Raw genomic sequence first — 19,949 nt, 5'->3', positions numbered from 1 at the left:
TGGTTAAAAATACAGGTACTGGATATTCAGCCAGTGCCCATCAGGAGCCAACATGCAGTTCGCCGTGAAGCTTACCGCCCGTCAGCAGCAGATTCTGGACTTGATCCAGAGCGCCATCGCGCGTACCGGAGCCCCTCCTACGCGCGCCGAGATCGCCGCCGAGCTCGGCTTCAAGTCGGCCAATGCTGCAGAGGAACACTTGCAGGCACTGGCACGCAAAGGTGTCATCGAGCTCGTCAGCGGCACCTCCCGAGGCATCCGGCTCAAGGGCGACGCATTGCGCTCCCTCAACGAGTCCCGCAATAACCAGTTCTCCCTGTCGCTGCCCGGCATGGCGCAACTCGCACTGCCCTTGATCGGCCGCGTGGCCGCCGGTTCGCCCATCCTCGCGCAGGAGCATGTCGACCAGACCTACTACGTCGAGAACACCCTGTTCCAGCGCCAGCCTGACTATCTCCTCAAGGTGCGCGGCATGTCGATGCGCGACGCCGGCATCATGGACGGCGACCTGCTCGCGGTTCAGGCCACCAAGGAAGCCCGCAACGGCCAGATCGTCGTGGCCCGTCTGGGCGACGAAGTCACCGTCAAGCGCCTGAAACGCAACAAGCAAGTCATCGAGCTGCACGCGGAAAACCCCGACTACCCCACCATCGTCGTCCAACCGGGCGAGCCCTTCGAAATCGAAGGCCTGGCGGTCGGTCTGATCCGCAACACCATGCTGATGTGAGTCTTTGAATCACCCGGCCGCGACAGGTGGCGGGCGTATGGCGAAGAGCCATCACCCTGTCGAGGCCAATGAAAGCAATCCTGCCTATGTTCAATCTCTGACCTTTGGAGTTCACATGGGAATCGCCCTGCTCAGCATCGTTGATTTGTTCACGCCGTTGCAATCGCTGGCCAGCCGCTGGATACCGGCGCGCAGCTCGCGTCGCGTCAGTTCTTCGGGTTTGCGCTATGTCGGCGTTCGTCCGAGCTGCGCCGCACGGCAGGCGACTACCACGCAGGCCACTGCGCCCACCGCGCGCCCGCTGCGCGTGGTGCGCATGGTCGATGCGCAGCAGCCTGGCTGCCACCAGAGCCGCGTCGTGATTTCGGGCCGGATGGCCGATGTCTGCGCCGAGCTCGACAGGCTGGTGGCACTCGAAGCGGCCGGCACCGCACCGCGGTCATCCCGCACGCATTGAATACCCCGGCCCTCCCGCGCTGAACGGGCGCGTTGCCTGCTGCTGCGGCTCGTTGACGACCGCAACGTTTGTCGCGTGCGACAGCAAATCAACGCTCCAGCACAGCATGTCGATGGTGCGAGGCACAATGGCACGCCATGAACATTGTGATCCTCGACGACTATCAGGATGCGGTGCGCAAATTGCAGTGCGCTGCCAAGCTCGATGCGTATGCCGCCAAGGTCTACACCAACACGGTCAAGGGCATCGGACAGCTGTCGGTGCGGCTCAAGGACGCCGACGTGATCGTGCTGATCCGTGAGCGCACCCACATCTCCCGGCAACTCATCGAGAAGCTGCCCAAGCTCAAGCTCATCTCGCAGACCGGCCGGGTCGGCGGCCACATCGACGTGAATGCCTGCACGGAACAGGGCATTGCGGTGGCGGAAGGCACGGGGTCGCCGTTGGCGCCTGCCGAGCTGACCTGGGCATTGATCATGGCGGCCATGCGTCGCCTGCCGCAATACATCAGCAACCTCAAGCACGGCGCGTGGCAGCAATCGGGCCTCAAGTCGGCATCGATGCCACCGAACTTCGGACTCGGCTCGGTGCTCAAGGGCAAGACGTTGTGCATCTGGGGCTACGGGCGCATCGGCCAGTTGGTCGCACGCTACGGTCAGGCGTTCGGAATGCAGGTGGTGATCTGGGGCCGCGAACAAAGCTGCGCCAGGGCGAGGTCCGACGGATTCCAGATTGCTCCGAACCGGGAGGCCTTTTTCGCTGCAGCCGATGTGATGTCCGTGCATCTGCGGCTCACCGAGGAAACGCGCGGACTGGTCACGCTAGAGGATCTTTCCCGGATGAAGCCGACCTCGCTGTTCGTGAACACGTCGCGTGCCGAGCTGGTCGAGCAGGACGCTCTTCTCGCGGCGCTCAATCGCGGCCGGCCCGGTCTGGCGGCGGTCGACGTCTTCGAGAGCGAACCACCGCTGCAGGGCCACGCCCTGCTCCGGCTCGAGAACTGCATCTGCACCCCGCACATCGGCTACGTCGAGCAGGACAGCTACGAGATGTACTTCGGTCAGGCTTTCGACAATGTCGTCAGCTTCATCAAGGGCAACCCGACCAACATCGTCAATCCCGGCGCACTGCAGGTACGCCGTTGAAACGGCCAGCGCTGCCGGCGGCGCTCTGGGCCCTGCTGGCAGGCAACTTCGTGATCGGCACGGGCGTGATGGTCGTGCCCGGCACGCTCAACGAACTCAGCACATCGTTGGAGGTCAGCGCGGCGACGGCCGGCCAGTTGATCACGGCTGGCGCGATCGTCATGTGCCTGGGCGCCCCCTTGCTCGCCGCCGTGGTCGCCGGCTGGGATCGCCGGGTCCTGCTGGCCTGCACGATGCTGTGGTACGGCGCCGGACACCTTGTCGCAACGCTGATGCCAAATTTCGGCGGCTTGCTGCTGGTCCGCATGTTGACGGTGGTGGCGCCGGCGATCTTCACTCCGCAGGCGGCCGCATGCGTCGGCTTGCTGGTGCCGCCGGAGCAGCGCGGACGCGCGGTCACCTTCGTCTTTCTCGGATGGTCGATGGCCTCCGTGCTGGGCCTTCCGATCGGCGCCGTGATCGGCGGCCATTTCGGATGGCGGGCGGCGTTCGCGGCGATCACGGTCCTGTCAGCCATCAGCGCGGCCTGGATCTGGTTCAAGCTTCCCACCGGCATCCGGCCTGCGGCCTTGTCGCGCGAGGCCTGGGGGCGCGTGCTCAAGAGTCCTCTGCTGATGGGCGTCGTCTCGGTCACGGCGCTGCAGGGCGCCGGCCAGTTCGTGTTGTTCAGCTATTTCGCGCCCATCCTGAAACAGACGCTGGGCGCAAGCGCGACCGAACTGGGCCTCATGTGGGCGTGGTTCGGCGCCTGCGGCCTCGTGGGCAACATGCTGGTGAGCCGGCACATCGACCGGGTGGGCGCACCGCGCATGGTGCTGCTCACCACCTCGCTGATCGCACTGAGCCTGCTCCTGTGGCCGCTGGGTGTCACGCTGGTCTGGCTGGCGCTTCTGCTCACCCCCTGGGGCCTGGGCTGCTTTGCGACCAATTCGGCCCAGCAGGCGCGGCTGGTGGCGCTTTCGCCTGCACTCGCGCCGGGATCGGTGGCGCTGAACAGTTCCGGCATCTATATCGGCCAAGCCGTGGGCGCTGCGGCGGGCGGCTGGCTGCTGGCCCATGACGCGACCGCCTGGATGAACTGGGTCGGACTGGCTACCGTCCTCATTGCCCTGGGCCTCAGCGTGGCAGTGGACAGGGGACAGCGCCGCGCGCCCGCATTCAGCGCTTGATGATCGGTCGCGGTGCGATCTCGGCCTCGGTGCTCGGATCGAACAGCTCGAAGTCGATCACGTGTGGATCGGTCGAAGGCGCGGGCGGCGGCTTGGGTGACTCGATCGGCGTCGGCATGGTCTCGTAGGCCGTCTTGTCGAAATCGGCGAAATCCAGTTCCAGATCGGGTTTGGCGCGCGGTGGTGCCTCGTCCGCGGAGGGCATTGGGGCCGGTGCGTCCGGAACCATCACCGTGTCGTGATGCAAGCCGTCGTCGATCGAGCCGTAGATCGAGGGCGGCATCACGAGACCGTCGTGCATGGCCGGTGGCTGGGTGTCGATCTCGAGGGGCGCGGTCGCCGTCGGCATCTCGTCGTGCGTGTCGACGAACGAATGCGGTGTGACTGGCGCGGGCGGCGCGCTGTCCGGATCGATCACCTCTTTCGCCACGGCGTACAGGAGCAGCAGTTCCTGGTAGGCGGCGAGATCGAACGCGCCATCCTCGTGGACGCCAGGCTTGCGGAATATCAGTTCCTCGATCAGCGCCAGGGTGCCCGGCGCGGGCCATTGCGATTCGATGCGCGCGAGGGCGCCGCGATAGTGCTCCAGCCCCCTGCCCGCTTCGGTGAAATGTTCGAAGGCCGGGACGTCGGCGTTGAAGGCACGTTCGAACTCTTCCGCGAGCCGCGCATAGTCTTCCTTGCGATCGAGCGAATGGAAGATGCGCAACAGGTCGAGGTAGGCCAACGCGCTGGTACCGGGGTTGGCGGCGATGTGCTCGCGCAGCACCGCGATCGCCTGGTCATGCTGGCCCAGCGAAAGAAAGAAATCCGATTGCTGCTGCACATCGAACAGCTCTTCGGTGTTGACCGGCCGCACCGGGGCGTTGTCGAAAGTGCGCACCGGATGCGCCGCGGGCTCGTCGAAGCCGCTGTCGAGCGCATTGGGCTCGAGCGGCGCAAACGGTGTCGGCACGAAGGTCCGGCCGGTGCTGGCACTGCGTCGCGGAGGGCGCACTTCCGGCTCGGAGTCCAGGTCCATCTCGTCGTCCAGGAGGCCTCGCTGCGGCTGGAGGCGCTTGCGCGCGCCCTCGCCCCTCGCAGGAGGCGCCTCGCCCCACCACGCCGGCGCGCTTGGACGTCGCGCCAGACGCCACAGCAGCAACATGCCGATGAGCGCCAGCAGCAGCAACGCGATCAAGGCATAGACGAACGGATTGCGGTACTGGTCTTCGCGCGCCTGGGCCAGTTCACTGCGCAGCTCGTTCAGGGCGCGCTGGTTCTGCGCCGTCTGCTCGCGCAAAGCGGCGAGCGTGGCATCCATGTCCTTCGCGCGCTGGGCCTCCCGTTGCGCCTCCTGCGGCTGCGGATTCATCGCGTTCCAGAGGGCCGCTGCGGCGGCGCGCCGCCCGAGATCCTCGGCAGGAGGCAGCGACAGTTCCGTCGTGGTCTTGAGGCCGGCTTCCTTGGTGGATTGGGGCTCCAGCGCCTCCACGCGAAGCCGCGATGCGCCTGTCGCCGGTTCTGGCTTGGGCGCTTGCGCAGGGGATACCGGCGTCGCCGCCGCGACCTTCGGCGCAGCGGGTGGCCGGGCAACGGGCGTTCGCCGTGGCGCGGCAGGTGCGACGATGGCAGGTGCCCGGCGCGGTGCCTGCGTTTCGGCACCAGGGGCCGATGCTTCGTCTCGCGGAGGGATGCTGCGCTGTGCCGTCCTGGTACTGGGGCCGTCCGATGAGGACGCCCCGCCGCTCGCACTGCGCGGGACTGCACGCGCAGCAGGCCGCGCGACCGGTGCCGTATCCGACGAAGAGCGAGCCGAGGGCGCAACGACGCCCGGCAGCGCGACGTCGGTGGGCACATCGGCCAGCAGTACATAGCTGCGCGTCGATTTCATGTCACAGCCTGCCCGCACCGTGACGGTGACCACCGGTTCCTCCATCGGAACGGTGGAGCGAACGCGCATGTTGGGATTGCCGGGACCCGCGCCGGGATCGAGCGATACAGTCACACGGCGATCGGGGACAGGGGTATCGCCTTGGAGAACAGTGGCCTCCAGGCACAAGGACCCGCCCGCCTCCGCGGGATCGACCGTGAGTGGGATCACCACGTCCATCGGCTTGCCGATCCAGACGGCGCCCTGCGGCCGACCGATCGTCAACGCGGATGATTCGAGGGCCAGCCCAAGTAGAAAGAGGCTCGCCGCTAAGCGTGGGGACTGCAAAATGGGCTGCAATGGCAATCTAAAGTTGACACATTCTGACATGAGGGTCAGAGCCGATCTTTCAGAGAGAGACAATTATCAAATGACTGTGAACTTTTCCAACATAGGTGTGATCGGCGCTGGCGCCATGGGCCGGGGAATTGCGCAAATCGCAGCGCAGGCCGGAAGCGAGGTTTTGCTGCTCGACAGCTTCGACGGCGCGGCAGCACGTGGACGCGATGCCGTCCTCGCCCAATGGCAAAAACAGCAAGAGAAAGGCAAGCTGGACGCCGCGCAGCGCGATGCGCTGTCGGCGCGCATCCGCGCGGTGGATTCGATGGAGGCGCTGGCCGGCTGCGACCTGGTGATCGAGGCGGTGGTCGAGGATCTGGAGGTCAAGCGCAAGCTCTTCAAGGAACTGGAGGCGGTCGTTTCGCCTTCGGCCACGCTGGCCACCAATACGTCGTCGCTGTCCGTCACCGCCATTGCGGCGGCGATGAAGCATCCCGGGCGCATGGCGGGCTTCCATTTCTTCAATCCCGTGCCGCTGATGAAGGTCGTGGAGGTCGTGGCTGGCTTCAAGACGGACGCCGAGGTCTGCAAGCGGCTCGCCGGCTATGCCACGCAGATGGGCCACAGCGCGGTGCAGGCGAAGGACACGCCCGGCTTCATCGTGAATCACGCGGGGCGCGGCTACGGCACCGAGGCACTGCGCATCGCCGGCGAAGGCGTGGCGGACTTCGCGACCATCGACCGCATCCTGAAGGACCAGGCCGGCTTCCGGCTCGGACCCTTCGAATTGCTCGACCTGACGGCGCTCGACGTATCGCACCCGGTGATGGAATCCATCTACCGCCAGTATTACGAGGAGCCGCGCTACCGCCCCAGCGTGATCACCGCGCAGCGCCTGGCCGCCGGCGCACTGGGCCGCAAGACAGGCGAAGGCTTCTACCGCTACCCGGACGGGGCGATGCAGCAGATCCCGGAGCCGCCAGTGCCGACGGTCGAATCGATCCCCTCGGTCTGGGTCTCGCCGCGTGCGGCACGCCGGCCCGAACTGCTTCGGCTCGTGCACGCCCTCGGCGCCCAGCTCGAAAGCGGCGCGACGCCTTCGAGCGCGGCGCTGATCGTGGTCGCCCCGCTTGGCTTCGACGTCACGACCGTGGCCGCAGTCGAGCGACTCGACGCAACGCGCACGGTTGGCATCGACATGATGGCCGACGACGCGGCGACCAAGCGCCGCGTGCTGGCCACCAACCCCGCCACCCGGCGCGACATGCGCGACGCGGCGCATGCGCTGTTCGCGCGCGACGGCAAAGCCGTCAGCGTGATCCGAGACAGCGGCGGCTTCGTGACCCAGCGCGTCGTCGCGACCATCGTGAACATCGCCTGCGACATGTGCCAGCAAGGCGTCTGCTCGCCGGCCGACCTCGACACGGCCGTGCGCCTCGGGCTCGGCTATCCGCAAGGGCCGTTGGCCATGGGCGACCTTTACGGCCCGACCAACATGCTCGAAGTGTTGTTCAACCTCCAGACCGTCTACGGCGATCCTCGCTATCGCCCGAGTCCGTGGCTGCGCCGCCGCGGCGCCCTCGGCCTGAGCCTCACCCATGAAGAAGAGTAAGTGACACCCATGACCGCAGAACTGAAAAGCACGACCGAGGGCAGCACGATGGTGCTCACCCTCTCCAATCCTTCACAGCGCAACGCGCTGGGCCCCGAGATGTACGCGGCCGGCATCGAGGCGCTCAACGGCGCAGAGAACAGCGACGAGATCCGCAGCGTCATCCTTGTCGGCGAAGGCAAATGGTTCTGCGCCGGCGGCTCGCTGCAGCGCCTGTCCGCCAACCGGGACCGCGAGCCCTCGGTGCAGGCCGAGAGCATCGAGGCGTTGCACACCTGGGTCGATTCGATCCGCACCTTTCCGAAGCCCGTCATCGCGGCGGTCGAAGGCGCAGCGGCCGGCGCGGGCTTCTCGCTGGCATTGGCCTGTGATTTCGTCGTCTCGGCGCGCGACGCGGTGTTCGCCGCCTCGTACAGCAATGTGGCGCTTTCACCGGACGGTGGCCTGAGCTGGCATCTCGGACAGGCCCTGCCGCGCCAGTTGGCCAGCGAATGGCTCATGCTCGGCGAACGACTCGATGCAACGCGCCTGCATGCGCTCGGACTGGTCAACGAGATCACCGAGAGCGGCCAGGCCCTCGCCGCCGCACTCGCGATCGCCGGCAAGCTCAACGCCCGCGCGCCGAACGCGCTGGCCAGCATCAAGGAATTGCTCAGCGAAGCGCGGGGCGCGACCCTGGTTTCGCAGCTGTCGCAGGAGCGCGATCACTTCGTGCGCAATCTTCACCACGCCAACGCCGGCATCGGCATCGCGGCGTTCCTCTCCAAACAGACCCCGCGCTACGAATGAGGGCGCGTCGCTCCGGCGACAACCCTCAGCTTTTCAGTCACCGACAGGACAGTCCATGGACGACCCCATTCTTACCATCGAAGAACGTGAAGCGATCAACGGTGGTCGCTGGTTTTCTTCTCTTTCCCCATCTCTGCGCCACGACATCCTCCGATGTGCATTCGTCAAACGCTACAAGGACGGCGAGCTGATCGCCGCTCGCGGCGATCCGCCGGAGCAGTGGATCGCCTGCGCGAAGGGCGCGGTACGCGTGAGTTCGACGGCCGTGTCGGGCAAGCAGGTGACGCTGACCTACGTCGAGCCGGGCATCTGGTTCGGCGACGTGGCGATGTTCGATGGGGACCGGCGCACGCACGATGCATACGCGCATGGCGACTCCACGATCCTCTGCGTGGCGCGTGCGGACTTCCAGAAGATCCTCGCGAACCACGTCGAGCTCTACGAGGCGCTGATGCGTCTGCAGGCGCGGCGCATCCGCCAGTTGTTCGGGCTGGTGGAGGATCTCAACACCCTGCCCTTGCGCGCACGGCTCGCGAAGCAGCTGATCCATCTGGTTCGCAGCTACGGCGTGCCAAACCTCGCGGATGGCAGCCAGATGCGCATCGGCCTGCATCTCGCGCAGGAAGAACTCGCGCAATTGCTCGGCGCCTCGCGCCAGCGCGTCAACCAGGAACTGAAGGCCATGGAACGCGAGGAAGCGATCCGCATCGAGCCGGGCGGCCTGGTGGTGCTGGACCGCGCCGCACTGATGCGCATCTCGGAAGCCGACGACCAATAAATCCAGAGATATCGAGAGACATGACCCAGGACTTCGACAAATTCGTCGGCACGCGTGCCGTTTCCCCGCAGCACCTCGTCGACATCGATGCGCTGACCGCATGGCTCGAAACCAACCTCGAGGGCTTCAAGGGACCGCTCACGGTCGAGATGTTCAAGGGCGGGCAGTCCAACCCGACCTACAAGCTCATCACGCCATCGCAGAGCTACGTGATGCGCGCCAAGCCGGGTCCGGTCGCCAAGCTGCTGCCTTCCGCGCACGCGGTCGAGCGCGAGTTCAAGGTCATGAGCGGCCTCGCCGGCACCGACGTGCCGGTGCCGCGGATGTACTGCCTGTGCGAAGACGAGGCCGTGATCGGCCGTGCCTTCTACGTGATGGAGTTCATGGCAGGCCGCGTGCTGTGGGACCAATCCCTCCCCGGCACGGACAACGCCGGGCGCGCAGCCATCTACGACGAGATGAACCGCGTCATCGCGGCACTGCACACGGTGAAGTTCGCCGAGCGCGGCCTCGCCGACTACGGCAAGCCCGGCAACTACTTCGAGCGCCAGATCGGCCGCTGGAGCAAGCAGTACGTCGCATCGGTCACGCAGCCGATTCCCGAAATGGATCGCCTCATGGAATGGCTGCCGGCGCACATTCCGGCCAGCGCACGCGACGAGAAAATGATCTCGATCGTGCACGGCGACTTCCGCCTGGACAACCTGATGTTCCACGCCACGGAGCCGCGCGCGATCGCCGTGCTCGACTGGGAGCTGTCGACGCTGGGCCACCCTCTTGCGGACTTCAGCTACCACTGCATGGCCTGGCACATCCCGCACGCGATGTCGCGCGGCATCGGCGGCCTCGACCTGAAGAGCCTCGGCATTCCGACAGAGAGCGAATACATCCAGCGCTACTGCGACCGCACCGGCCTCACGACGCCCGAGGCGCTGGCGCCGGACTGGAACTTCTACCTGGCCTACAACATGTTCCGCATCGCGGCGATCCTGCAAGGTATCGCCAAGCGGGTCGAGGCCGGCACCGCATCGAGCGAACAAGCCGTGGCCTCGGGCCGCGGTGCGCGTCCGATGGCCGAAATGGCCTGGCAATTCGCCAAGAAAGCATGATCGGCGCGGCAGCGGCCGCCTGACACCTCACCCACCTGGAGACGACATGGACTTCGAATACTCGGCCAAAACCAAAGAGCTTCAAAAGCGCGTCAGCGCCTTCATGGAAGACCACATCTACCCCGCAGAGGCTGCGTACTCGGCGGAACTGGCCGCCAATACCGCCGCTGGCAAGCGCTGGACCGCGCTCGATACGGTCGAGAAGCTCAAGGTCAAGGCGAAGGCCCAGGGTCTGTGGAACCTGTTCCTTCCGGTCGACAGCGCTGCCGCGTCGGGCTACGAAGGCGCCGGCCTCACCAACCAGGAATACGCACCGCTGGCCGAGATCATGGGGCGGGTGCCATGGGCGAGCGAAGCCTTCAACTGCTCGGCGCCCGACACCGGCAACATGGAAACCATTGCCCGCTACGGCTCCGACGAGATCAAGTCGCGCTGGCTCAAGCCGCTGCTCGAAGGCGAGATCCGCTCCGCCTTCGCGATGACCGAGCCCGACGTGGCTTCCAGCGATGCGACCAACATCTCGACCCGCATCGAACGCCAGGGTGACGAGTACGTGATCAATGGCCGCAAGTGGTGGATTTCCGGCGCGGCCGATCCGCGCTGCAAGGTCTTCATCACGATGGGCAAGTCGGAACCCGACGCGCCCCGCCATTCCCAGCAGAGCATGGTCATCGTGCCGGCCGACACCAAGGGCATCCGCATCGTGCGACCGCTCAACGTGCTGGGCTATGACGACGCGCCGCACGGCCACGTCGAGATGTTCTTCGAGAACGTCCGTGTGCCCGTAGGCAACATCCTGCTGGGCGAAGGCCGCGGCTTCGAGATCGCCCAGGGCCGCCTCGGCCCGGGACGCATCCACCACTGCATGCGCCTGATCGGCCTGGCGGAACGCGCGCTCGAACTGATGTGCAAGCGCGCCTCCTCGCGCGTGGCCTTCGGCAAGACCGTCGCATCGCAGACCGTGACGCAGGAACGCATCGCCGAAGCGCGCTGCAAGATCGACATGGCGCGCCTGCTGACGCTGAAGGCCGCGTGGCTGATGGACGTGGCCGGCAACAAGGTCGCCAAGACCGAGATCGCGATGATCAAGGTGGTCGCACCGAGCATGGCTTGCCAGGTCATCGACTGGGCCATGCAGGTGCACGGCGGCGGCGGAATGTGCGACGACTTCCCGCTCGCCTATGCCTATGCAGGCGCCCGCACGTTGCGCTTCGCGGATGGCCCGGACGAAGTGCACCGCAATGCGATCGCGAAGTGGGAACTGGGCAAGTACGCGCCGGCCAAGAGCGACGACGCGATGCCCGTCACTCGTTTCTGATTCCGGCTTCCCGATGAAGGCCGCCGCACCGGAAGGTGCCGGCGGCTTTTTTCCTACAGCTTCTTCTGCATGAACATGGCCGATCCGAAGGCCGGATCGAGCTGGTAATTGCCGAAGCCTTCGCGCTCGTACGCCCGCAGCGCGCTCCGGTTGCCTGACAGCACTTCGAGCGTGAGCTTGCAGGCCCCTCTGGCGCGGGCCTCGGACTCCACGCGGTCCAGCATGCGCTGCGTCACCCGCTTCCCCCGATGACTGGCCAGCACGACAACATCGTGGACGTTGACCAGCGGCTTGCAGGCGAAGGTCGAGAAACCTTCGATGCAATTGATCAGCCCGACGGGCTGCTCGCCGTCGTATGCGAGCACGCTGAAGGCTTGCGGCCGCGCGGCGAGCGCCTCGGGCAACCCCGCCGTCACGTCGGCCGGCAGAGGCGCGCCGCCGCCTGCGGGATCGCGGGCATAGGCGTCCAGCAGGTCGACCAGCGCCCGCGCATGCGCGGGATTGCGGTAGTCCGCCATCACGACATCGATCATCGCGCTCAACCTTCCTGGACGGCCGCGACGAGGCGCCGCGCACAAGCCTCGGCTTGCGCCGCGTCACGCGCCTCGACCATGACGCGCAGCAGCGGCTCGGTGCCGCTTGCGCGAATCAACACACGCCCGGCGTCGCCGAGTTCGGCCTCGGCGCGCCGCGTTTCAGCAGCCAGTGAGGCGTTGGACTTCCAATCCTGTCCCTCCGCCAGACGCACGTTGATGAGCGTCTGCGGAAACAGCGTCACTTCGGCGAGCAACTCGGCCACGCTGCGGCCGCTTCGCACGCAGGCCTGCAGCACCTGCAGAGCGCTCACGATGCCGTCGCCCGTCGTGTGGCGATCGAGCGCGAGCAGGTGGCCGGAGCCTTCGCCGCCCAGCAGCCACCGGCGCTTCTCGAGTTCTTCCAGGACATAGCGATCGCCAACCCGGGCACGCACGAACTCGATGCCCTGCCCCTTCAGCGCCACCTCGACAGCCTTGTTCGTCATCAGGGTGCCAACCACGCCGGCAGGCTTCTCGCCGCGGGCGATGCGTTCCATTGCCATCAGGTACAGAAGTTCGTCGCCGTTGAACAGGCGACCGCTCGCGTCGACCAGCTGCAGCCGGTCGGCATCTCCATCGAGTGCGATGCCGTACTCGGCGCCTTGGGCCTTGACCGCATCGATCAGCGCCTGCGGATGGGTGGCACCGAAGCCCTTGTTGATGTTGAGCCCGTCGGGCGCACAGCCGATGCTCGACACCTCCGCGCCGAGTTCGTGGAAGACGGACGGTGCCACCTGGTAGGCCGCACCGTGCGCCGCATCGACAACGAGCTTGTGGCCGCGCAAGGTCAGGTCATTGGCGAAGGTGCTCTTGCAGAACTCGATGTAGCGCCCCGGCGCATCGTTGAGGCGTCGCGCCTTGCCGAGCGTCTTGGAGTCGACCCAGACCGGGGGCTCCTTGAGGGCAGCCTCGACGGCCAGTTCCCACTCGTCGCTGAGCTTGGTGCCGTGGGCGCTGAAGAACTTGATGCCGTTGTCCGGATAGGCGTTGTGGCTCGCACTGATCACGACGCCCAGGCTCGCGCGTTGCGCTCGCGTCAGGTACGCCACGCCCGGCGTCGGCAGCGGGCCGAGCAGCACCACATCCACGCCCGCGGAGTTGAAGCCCGACTCGAGCGCCGATTCCAGCATGTAGCCGGAAATGCGCGTGTCCTTGCCGATCAGCACCGTCGGACGCGACTCCGTCTTCTTGAGCACACGGCCTACGGCGTGCGCGAGGCGCAGCACGAAATCGGGTGTGATGGGGGGTTGCCCGACCGTTCCGCGAATGCCGTCGGTGCCGAAATATTCTCTTGTCATTGATCTAGTACCTTTCCCTGTTGTTGTCGTTTCATGGCGCGCCATACCGCCAGCGCCGCCACGGTTTCGCGCACATCATGCACACGCACGATCGCCGCGCCGTGCTCGACGGCCAGCACGGCCGCGGCCACACTGGGCGCCATGCGCTCTCCCGCTGTCTCGATGCCAGTGACGGCGCCCAGCGAGGACTTGCGCGACCACCCGGCCAGCACGGGCCAGCCCGAGACCAGCAGTTCGCGCTGGCGCGCAAGCAAGTCGAAATTCTGTGCCACTGTCTTCCCGAAGCCGATGCCGGGGTCGAGCACGATACGGGACGCATCGACGCCCAGGGCCAGCAATGCCTTTGCCTGCGCTTCCAGGAAGGCGCGCACCGCCGGCACCACATCACCCTCCATCGGGGCCGTCTGCATGGTCTGCGGATCGCGGTGCATGTGCATCAGGCAGACGCCACATGCAGGATGGGCGGCGACCGCGTTCAGGGCGCCCGGCTGGCGCAGCGCCCAGATGTCGTTGACGATGTCCGCACCGAGCCCCAACACTGCACGCATCACTTCGGGCTTGTAGGTGTCGATGGAGATGGGCACCTGGAGCTTCACGGCCTCGCGCACCACCGGCAGGACCCGCGCCAGTTCGGCGTCGAGCGGGACCGCCGGGCTCCCCGGACGTGTCGATTCGCCGCCGATGTCCAGGATGTCCGCGCCCTCCTCGACCAGTTGTGCGCAATGGCGCACTGCGGCCTCGGTGGAGGCATGCGAGCCTCCGTCGGAAAAGGAATCGGGGGTGACGTTGACGATGCCCATCACCCGCGGCTCGGCCAGGTCGATGGCAAAGCGCGCCGTCTGCCAAACCGCCGTCATACCGCTTCCCCATGAAAAAACGGGGCCAGCGGCCCCGTTGATTGCCAAAGCGTCATGCTCAGGCTGCGGTCGGCGCCGGATCGGGATTCACCGCCGGCGTACCACCGCTGCCGCCACCACTGCCCGAAGGCGGAATGCGCGGAGTCCAATCCTTGGGCGGACGCGGTGCGCGGCCAGCCATGATGTCGTCGAGCTGCTCGGTATCGATGGTTTCCCATTCGAGCAAGGCCTTGGCCATCGCGTGCATCTTGTCGCTGTTTTCCTCGATCAGCCGGCGCGCCAGGGCGTACTGCTCGTCGATGATGCGACGCACTTCCGCATCGACCTTCTGCATGGTCGATTCGCTCATGTTGGTGGTCTTGGTGACCGAGCGGCCCAGGAACACTTCGCCTTCGTTCTCGGCATAGACCATCGGGCCCAGCGATTCCGTCATGCCGTAGCGCATCACCATGTCGCGGGCGATCTGCGTGGCACGCTCGAAGTCATTGCTGGCGCCAGTGGTCATCTGGTGCATGAACACCTCTTCGGCGATGCGGCCGCCGAACAGCATGCTGATCTGGTTCAGCATGTATTCGCGGTCGTAGCTGTAGCGGTCCTGCGCGGGGAGGCTCATGGTCACGCCAAGCGCGCGGCCACGCGGGATGATCGTCACCTTGTGGACCGGATCGCACTTGGGCAGCAGCTTGCCGATGAGCGCGTGTCCGGACTCGTGGTAGGCCGTGTTGCGGCGCTCTTCCTCGGGCATCACCATGCTCTTGCGCTCGGGGCCCATGAAGATCTTGTCCTTGGCCTTCTCGAAGTCCTGCATCTCGACGACGCGCGCGTTGCGGCGAGCCGCCATCAGCGCAGCCTCGTTGCACAGGTTGGCCAGGTCGGCACCCGACATGCCCGGCGTGCCGCGAGCAATGATGCTCGGGTTCACGTCCTGGCCCAGCGGCACCTTGCGCATGTGGACGTTGAGGATCTGTTCGCGCCCGCGGATGTCCGGCAGCGTCACGTAGACCTGGCGGTCGAAGCGGCCCGGGCGCAGCAGCGCAGCGTCGAGGATGTCCGGGCGGTTGGTCGCGGCCACCACGATCACGCCGAGATTGGTTTCGAAACCGTCCATCTCGACCAGCATCTGGTTGAGGGTCTGCTCGCGCTCGTCGTTGCCGCCGCCGAGGCCGGCGCCACGCTGACGACCGACCGCATCGATTTCGTCGATGAAGATGATGCAGGGAGCGTTCTTCTTGGCGTTCTCGAACATGTCGCGCACACGGGCAGCGCCCACGCCGACGAACATTTCGACGAAGTCCGAACCGGAGATCGAGAAGAACGGAACCTTGGCTTCGCCGGCGATGCTCTTTGCGAGCAAGGTCTTGCCGGTGCCGGGGGGGCCGACCAGCAGCAGGCCACGCGGAATACGCCCGCCGAGCTTCTGGAACTTGGCCGGATCCTTCAGGAAGTCGACGACTTCCTTCACTTCTTCCTTGGCCTCGTCGCAGCCCGCGACGTCGGCGAAGGTCACCTGGTTGTTGTTCTCGTCGAGCATGCGGGCCTTGCTCTTGCCGAAGCTGAAGGCGCCGCCCTTGCCGCCGCCCTGCATCTGCCGCATGAAGTAGACCCAGACACCGATCAGCAGCAGCATCGGTCCCCAGCTCACGAGCAGCGTCATGAGGAGCGAGCCCTCTTCGCGCGGCTTGACATCGAACTTGACGTTGTTGGCGATCAGGTCGCCGACCAGGCCGCGGTCGAGGTAGGTCGCCGTCGTCCGGATCTTGCGGTCGTCATTGGTGATGGCGACGATCTCGCTGCCGCCCTGGCCTTCCTGGATCGTGGCACTCTTGATGCGGTTGTTGCGAACTTCCTCGAGGAAATCGGAATAGCCGATGTTGCCTGCCCCAGCGACGCCGCGGGTGTCGAACTGCTTGAACACAGTGAACAACACCATCGCAATGACGAGCCAGACGGCAACTTTGGAAAACCACTGATTGTTCAAACGAAGCTCCAGTCGATAGCGCGTGGTATGAAAACAAAAACGCGCAGAGGGCACGCAATTGGCGCCCATTTTAGGCTTTTCAACCCGCGAAACACCCTGATTTCCCTATAGCAGCCATAGGGCACAAGCGGTTTTAGGTCGCGAGGACCGCGGCGCAGCGAGTATCAATTCGTATCCGATGCTTTGAGCCCGATCCCCACCATGAAGGTTTCGGACGATTTGTCGCGCGAAGCCTTCGGCTTGATCGGCTTCACGATGCGGAAATTGTCCTTGAAAAGCTTCGTCAGTTCGCTGTAGCCGCTACCGTGGAACAGCTTGGCGACCAGCGCGCCTTCGGGCTTCATGTGGTGGTGCGCGAAGTCGATCGCAAGCTCGATCAGGTGCGAGATGCGCGCGGCGTCCGCGGATGCGATGCCGGACAGGTTGGGCGCCATGTCGGACACGACCACGTCGGCCAGCCGCCCACCCATCGCCTGGGTCAGCCGCTCCAGCACGTCGGCTTCGCGGAAATCGCCCTGGAGGAAGGTCACGCCCTCGATCGGCTCCATGGGCAGGATGTCGAGCGCGATGATGGTGCCCGCCAGTTCGCCCGAGGCGGCACCACCGGGCGACATGCGGCGCCGGACGTACTGGCTCCAGGCGCCGGGCGTCGAGCCGAGGTCGACGACCAGATGGCCGGGCTTGATCAGCCCCAGCGTTTCGTCGATTTCCTTCAATTTGTAGGCGGCCCGGGCTCGATAACCCTCCCGTGTGGCCAGCTTGACGTACGGGTCGTTGATGTGGTCGTGCAGCCACGCCTTGTTGACCTTCTTGCTTTTCGGTTTGGAATTCATTGACGCTCGATAATACGGGGATGCCCGCCATTCAACTTACCCCTGCGCAGCGCAAGGTGCACCGCTCCGAAGCGCACCATCTGGACCCGATCGTCATGATCGGCGGAGACGGGCTGACGCCGGCCGTCAAGAAGGAAGCCGACGCCGCGCTCAAGGCCCATGGCCTGATCAAGGTGCGCGTGTTTTCCGACGACCGCACCGCCCGCGAAGCCATGCTCCAGACACTGGCCGACGAACTGGACGCCGCGCCGATCCAGCACATCGGCAAGCTGCTCGTCCTCTGGCGGCCCATTCCTGAGAAGGAGCGGGAAATCGACGAAGACCGCATGCCCGGTCCGCGAGATGTCAAGGTCATCAAATACAGCAAGCGTGCCGGGCAGCGCCCCGAGATCAAGACCTTGCGCGTCCTCGGCAACCAGCGCCTGACGCCCGGCGGCACGATCAAGCGAGCCAAGGCCCGGAAGCCGCTGTCGGTCAAGAAGCGGCGCCAGGCGGATTGAGGATGCCGAGCGAGACAGCGGCCGGACCGCAACAGCGGCACATCCTGTGCATGAAGTGGGGCACCAAGTACGGGCCCGACTACGTCAATCGCCTCTACGCCATGGTCCGCCGCCACCTGAGCGGCGACTTCAAGTTCGTGTGCCTGACCGATGACAGCAAGGGCATCCGCAGCGAGGTGGAGTGCTTTCCGATCCCGCCCCTGGCCCTGGAACTGGCGCCGGGGCAAGTCGACCGTGCCTGGAAGAAGCTGACCACCTTCGAGCAGGATCTTCATGGCCTGCGCGGCACGGCCCTCTTTGTCGATCTCGACGTGGTGGTGGTGGGCAGCCTGGACGAATTCTTCGAGTACCCGGGCGAATTCCTGATCATTCACGACTACGAGCGCCCCTGGCGGCGCCGGCGCATCACCGGCAACTCGTCGGTGTACCGCTTTGAACTGGGTGCGCACCCCGACGTGCTCGCCTATTTCCGGCAGAACATGGATGCCGTGCAGGCCGAGTTCCGGAACGAGCAGACCTACCTCTCGGACTTCATGTACCGCAAGGGCACGCTCGCCTACTGGCCCGAGGCATGGTGCCCGAGCTTCAAGTACCACGGGATTCCAACCTGGCCGACCAACTACTGGCGCGAGCCCTTCGTTCCGGAAGGCGCGAAGATCATGGTGTTCCACGGGGAATGCAACCCGCCGGACGCGTTGGCGGGGCGGCGCAACCGGCGCTTCCGGTTCATTCGGCCGGCGCGCTGGATCACGCAGTTCTGGAAGGCCTGATCAGGCCTGCCGGCGTCCCATGCGCCAGAGCAGGACGCCGGCGCACACCCACTGACCGAGGTACATGGCGCTCCCCAGCGAGTGCCAGAGCTTGAGGTTCTCGCGCGCCAGGATGCGCGGCGAGACGGCATATTGCTGGAGCAGTGCCAGCAACAGGGCCATGATGATCAGAAAAATCGCGGTCCGCGCCGGCCCTTCGACCCGATCGCCACCTTGCGCGCGGAAGTGAACCAGAAGCACCAGACCGCAACCCAGGGCCACCCAGGTCTGCGCCGCGAACAACTGCCCGGCAAAATTGCCGGCGACCGCCGGATTGCCGAGCCGGGCGAAAAGCATCGGCACCACGAGGAATCCGATCGTCGTCAGGCTGCCCCACCAGAAGGCGGCCAGCAACAGGGCGATGCGGTCCTTCATCGGGCCTTCCGGATCAGAGATAGCTGACGGCGACGATCTCGTAGCGCTTGATGCCACCGGGCGCCTGCACTTCGGCGGTATCGCCCTCTTCCTTGCCGATCAACGCACGCGCGATGGGGCTGGAGACGTTGATCAGGCCCAGCTTCAAGTCGGCTTCATCCTCGCCGACGATCTGGTATTTGACAGCTTCGCCCGTCTTCTCGTCCTCGAGTTCGACCGTGGAGCCGAACACGACCTTGCCGCCCGCATCGAGCGCGGTCGGATCGATGATCTGCGCCGCCGAGAGCTTGCCCTCGATGTCCTGGATACGCCCTTCGATGAAGCCCTGGCGATCCTTGGCCGCTTCGTACTCGGCGTTTTCGCTCAGGTCGCCTTGTGCGCGGGCCTCGGCGATCGAATTGATGACCCACGGGCGGTCGACTGTCTTGAGTCGTTGCAGTTCTTCGCGCAGCTTTTCTGCGCCACGCTTGGTGATGGGAATGGTAGCCACGTTGTTGCTCCAGAAAGCGAAACCGCCGAACGCTGCCGTTCGGCGGTCGATGGGAGAGAAAAGATCAGACGAGATCGCGTCCGGTCAGCCGGCTCAGAATGGCGAGCGGGCTCGAATCGGGATTGTATTGCCTTGCAGCAGGCAGATGCAGGGTCTGCTCGAGCATGTACTGGCCCGACATCACGGCGTGCGAGGTCTGGTCGGAAAAGCAGACCCACACGGATCCGGCCGGGAACGGCACGGTCTGCTGATCGGCATTCTTCTGGTAGTCCAGGTCGGATTTCATGCCGTCGTGCAGCTGCAGCATGAGGTGGTCGTACTCGCTGCGCAGCGACTTGGTGACGCGGAGCGTCCGCAGCATGTGCGCCTGCCAGCGCGAATACGGCTTGGCGCGTGGCAGGAAGCGCCGTGCGACGGTCTCGAAAGGCTCGCCGACGCGCCACACGCGCGGCGCGCCTTCGGGGTTGGCGTTGGTGAACACGCGCAGGATCCGCTCGCCGTAGTTGGGCCGCGAGGGAAAGGCGTCGACATGCAAGCGCCGGTCGTCGGCCCGCCATGACTGGACGCGGGTTTCGACCTGCGCCGGCCGGTAGCTGGTCGGCGCCAGCCGCAGCGCGGGCGTGTAGTGCGGCAGCAGGCCATGGATCAGCTGCTGCGCCTGCGTGCGAAACCGCCCGACCATCGCTGCGACGGCACGCTGGCGCTCTTCGTCTCCCGCCACGCCCTTGATGCGCCCGTTCGCGTCGAGGCTGATGTTGCGGACATCGGGAGACAGCACCGCTGGCGACAGCAAGGCCCGCTCTTCCGGCAGCAGGTCGAACCCGAGACGCGGGAAGTACAGCACCTTGCCGGCCTCCAGCGCGGCGATCCATGCCTCGTTTGGCACGGCGCCGCCCCAGTCGGCCAGGTCGAGTTCGACGAGCTGCGTTTCCATGGGGG

The 19,949-nt window shown here is 65.7% G+C and carries 20 protein-coding genes; 11 read left to right on the top strand and 9 right to left on the bottom strand.

Features of this window, described 5'->3' with window-relative positions:
- The first annotated feature begins 52 nt into the window (after nt 1-52).
- The 4 genes from lexA (at nt 53) to QTH90_RS01425 (ending at nt 3,498) form a co-directional block, all read left to right on the top strand.
- Nucleotides 53-727: a transcriptional repressor LexA gene (gene lexA / locus QTH90_RS01440; RefSeq protein ID WP_093107767.1), complete on the top strand. Its 675-nt coding sequence runs from the start codon at nt 53-55 to the stop codon at nt 725-727.
- Nucleotides 728-842: 115 nt separating this feature from the next.
- Nucleotides 843-1,184, top strand: a complete 342-nt coding sequence (locus tag QTH90_RS01435) for a hypothetical protein (RefSeq protein ID WP_286662760.1) — start codon at nt 843-845, stop codon at nt 1,182-1,184.
- 137 nt (nt 1,185-1,321) lie between these two features.
- A complete protein-coding gene (locus tag QTH90_RS01430) occupies nt 1,322-2,329 on the top strand; it encodes a D-2-hydroxyacid dehydrogenase family protein (RefSeq protein WP_286662759.1) in 1,008 nt (335 codons plus the stop codon).
- Complete coding sequence (locus tag QTH90_RS01425; protein ID WP_286662758.1) at nt 2,326-3,498, top strand: MFS transporter; 1,173 nt, start codon at nt 2,326-2,328, stop codon at nt 3,496-3,498. Before QTH90_RS01430 ends, QTH90_RS01425 begins: the two co-directional genes overlap by 4 nt.
- Here QTH90_RS01425 and QTH90_RS01420 read toward each other — a convergent pair.
- Nucleotides 3,488-5,635: a tetratricopeptide repeat protein gene (locus QTH90_RS01420; protein WP_286662757.1), complete on the bottom strand. Its 2,148-nt coding sequence runs from the start codon at nt 5,633-5,635 to the stop codon at nt 3,488-3,490. The genes QTH90_RS01425 and QTH90_RS01420 overlap by 11 nt on opposite strands.
- 145 nt (nt 5,636-5,780) lie before the next feature.
- Between QTH90_RS01420 and QTH90_RS01415 the strand changes: the two genes are divergently transcribed.
- Genes QTH90_RS01415 through QTH90_RS01395 form a run of 5 tightly spaced genes read left to right on the top strand, consistent with a single transcriptional unit; the run spans nt 5,781 to nt 11,295 of the window.
- Complete coding sequence (locus QTH90_RS01415; protein WP_286662756.1) at nt 5,781-7,301, top strand: 3-hydroxyacyl-CoA dehydrogenase; 1,521 nt, start codon at nt 5,781-5,783, stop codon at nt 7,299-7,301.
- A gap of 9 nt (nt 7,302-7,310) precedes the next feature.
- Nucleotides 7,311-8,090: an oxepin-CoA hydrolase, alternative type gene (locus tag QTH90_RS01410; protein ID WP_286662755.1), complete on the top strand. Its 780-nt coding sequence runs from the start codon at nt 7,311-7,313 to the stop codon at nt 8,088-8,090.
- A gap of 55 nt (nt 8,091-8,145) precedes the next feature.
- A complete protein-coding gene (locus tag QTH90_RS01405; RefSeq protein WP_286566417.1) occupies nt 8,146-8,868 on the top strand; it encodes a Crp/Fnr family transcriptional regulator in 723 nt (240 codons plus the stop codon).
- Between the two features lie 20 nt (nt 8,869-8,888).
- Nucleotides 8,889-9,977 (top strand): phosphotransferase, encoded by a 1,089-nt coding sequence (locus tag QTH90_RS01400; RefSeq protein WP_286662754.1) that lies wholly within the window; start codon nt 8,889-8,891, stop codon nt 9,975-9,977.
- Nucleotides 9,978-10,023: 46 nt separating this feature from the next.
- Nucleotides 10,024-11,295, top strand: a complete 1,272-nt coding sequence (locus QTH90_RS01395; protein ID WP_286662753.1) for an acyl-CoA dehydrogenase family protein — start codon at nt 10,024-10,026, stop codon at nt 11,293-11,295.
- A 53-nt stretch (nt 11,296-11,348) separates the two neighbouring features.
- Here QTH90_RS01395 and QTH90_RS01390 read toward each other — a convergent pair whose 3' ends face one another.
- The 5 genes from QTH90_RS01390 to QTH90_RS01370 form a co-directional block, all read right to left on the bottom strand.
- Entirely contained in the window at nt 11,349-11,828 is a 480-nt protein-coding gene (locus tag QTH90_RS01390) for a GNAT family N-acetyltransferase (protein ID WP_286662752.1), read from the bottom strand.
- Nucleotides 11,829-11,833: 5 nt separating this feature from the next.
- Nucleotides 11,834-13,168, bottom strand: a complete 1,335-nt coding sequence (gene glmM / locus QTH90_RS01385; protein WP_286662751.1) for a phosphoglucosamine mutase — start codon at nt 13,166-13,168, stop codon at nt 11,834-11,836.
- Nucleotides 13,165-14,025, bottom strand: coding sequence for a dihydropteroate synthase (gene folP / locus QTH90_RS01380; RefSeq protein WP_286662750.1), 861 nt, complete (start codon nt 14,023-14,025; stop codon nt 13,165-13,167). The genes glmM and folP overlap by 4 nt, the downstream gene beginning before the upstream one ends.
- Before the next feature lie 58 nt (nt 14,026-14,083).
- Nucleotides 14,084-16,003 carry an ATP-dependent zinc metalloprotease FtsH gene (gene ftsH, locus QTH90_RS01375; RefSeq protein WP_286566424.1) on the bottom strand — a complete coding sequence of 640 codons (1,920 nt, stop codon included), beginning with the start codon at nt 16,001-16,003 and terminating at the stop codon, nt 14,084-14,086.
- 164 nt (nt 16,004-16,167) lie between these two features.
- Nucleotides 16,168-16,836 (bottom strand): RlmE family RNA methyltransferase, encoded by a 669-nt coding sequence (locus QTH90_RS01370; protein WP_286662749.1) that lies wholly within the window; start codon nt 16,834-16,836, stop codon nt 16,168-16,170.
- Between the two features lie 20 nt (nt 16,837-16,856).
- On the opposite strand from QTH90_RS01370, the gene QTH90_RS01365 reads away from it, so the two are divergent.
- Nucleotides 16,857-17,336 carry a YhbY family RNA-binding protein gene (locus QTH90_RS01365; RefSeq protein WP_286566427.1) on the top strand — a complete coding sequence of 160 codons (480 nt, stop codon included), beginning with the start codon at nt 16,857-16,859 and terminating at the stop codon, nt 17,334-17,336.
- A 2-nt stretch (nt 17,337-17,338) separates the two neighbouring features.
- Complete coding sequence (locus QTH90_RS01360) at nt 17,339-18,106, top strand: glycosyltransferase (protein WP_286662748.1); 768 nt, start codon at nt 17,339-17,341, stop codon at nt 18,104-18,106.
- Here the strand turns inward: QTH90_RS01360 and QTH90_RS01355 are convergent, their stop codons facing one another.
- The 3 genes from QTH90_RS01355 to kdoO form a co-directional block, all read right to left on the bottom strand.
- Nucleotides 18,107-18,520 (bottom strand): DUF4149 domain-containing protein, encoded by a 414-nt coding sequence (locus tag QTH90_RS01355; protein WP_286662747.1) that lies wholly within the window; start codon nt 18,518-18,520, stop codon nt 18,107-18,109.
- 13 nt (nt 18,521-18,533) lie between these two features.
- Nucleotides 18,534-19,010 (bottom strand): transcription elongation factor GreA, encoded by a 477-nt coding sequence (gene greA, locus QTH90_RS01350; protein WP_286662746.1) that lies wholly within the window; start codon nt 19,008-19,010, stop codon nt 18,534-18,536.
- Between the two features lie 64 nt (nt 19,011-19,074).
- Nucleotides 19,075-19,944: a Kdo hydroxylase KdoO gene (gene kdoO, locus QTH90_RS01345; RefSeq protein WP_286662745.1), complete on the bottom strand. Its 870-nt coding sequence runs from the start codon at nt 19,942-19,944 to the stop codon at nt 19,075-19,077.
- Nucleotides 19,945-19,949: the final 5 nt, after the last annotated feature.

This window comes from Variovorax flavidus (assembly GCF_030317145.1).
GTDB lineage: Bacteria > Pseudomonadota > Gammaproteobacteria > Burkholderiales > Burkholderiaceae_C > Variovorax > Variovorax flavidus.
Note: the sequence above shows the minus strand (reverse complement) of the source record. Positions and strands in the feature narration are given on the sequence as shown.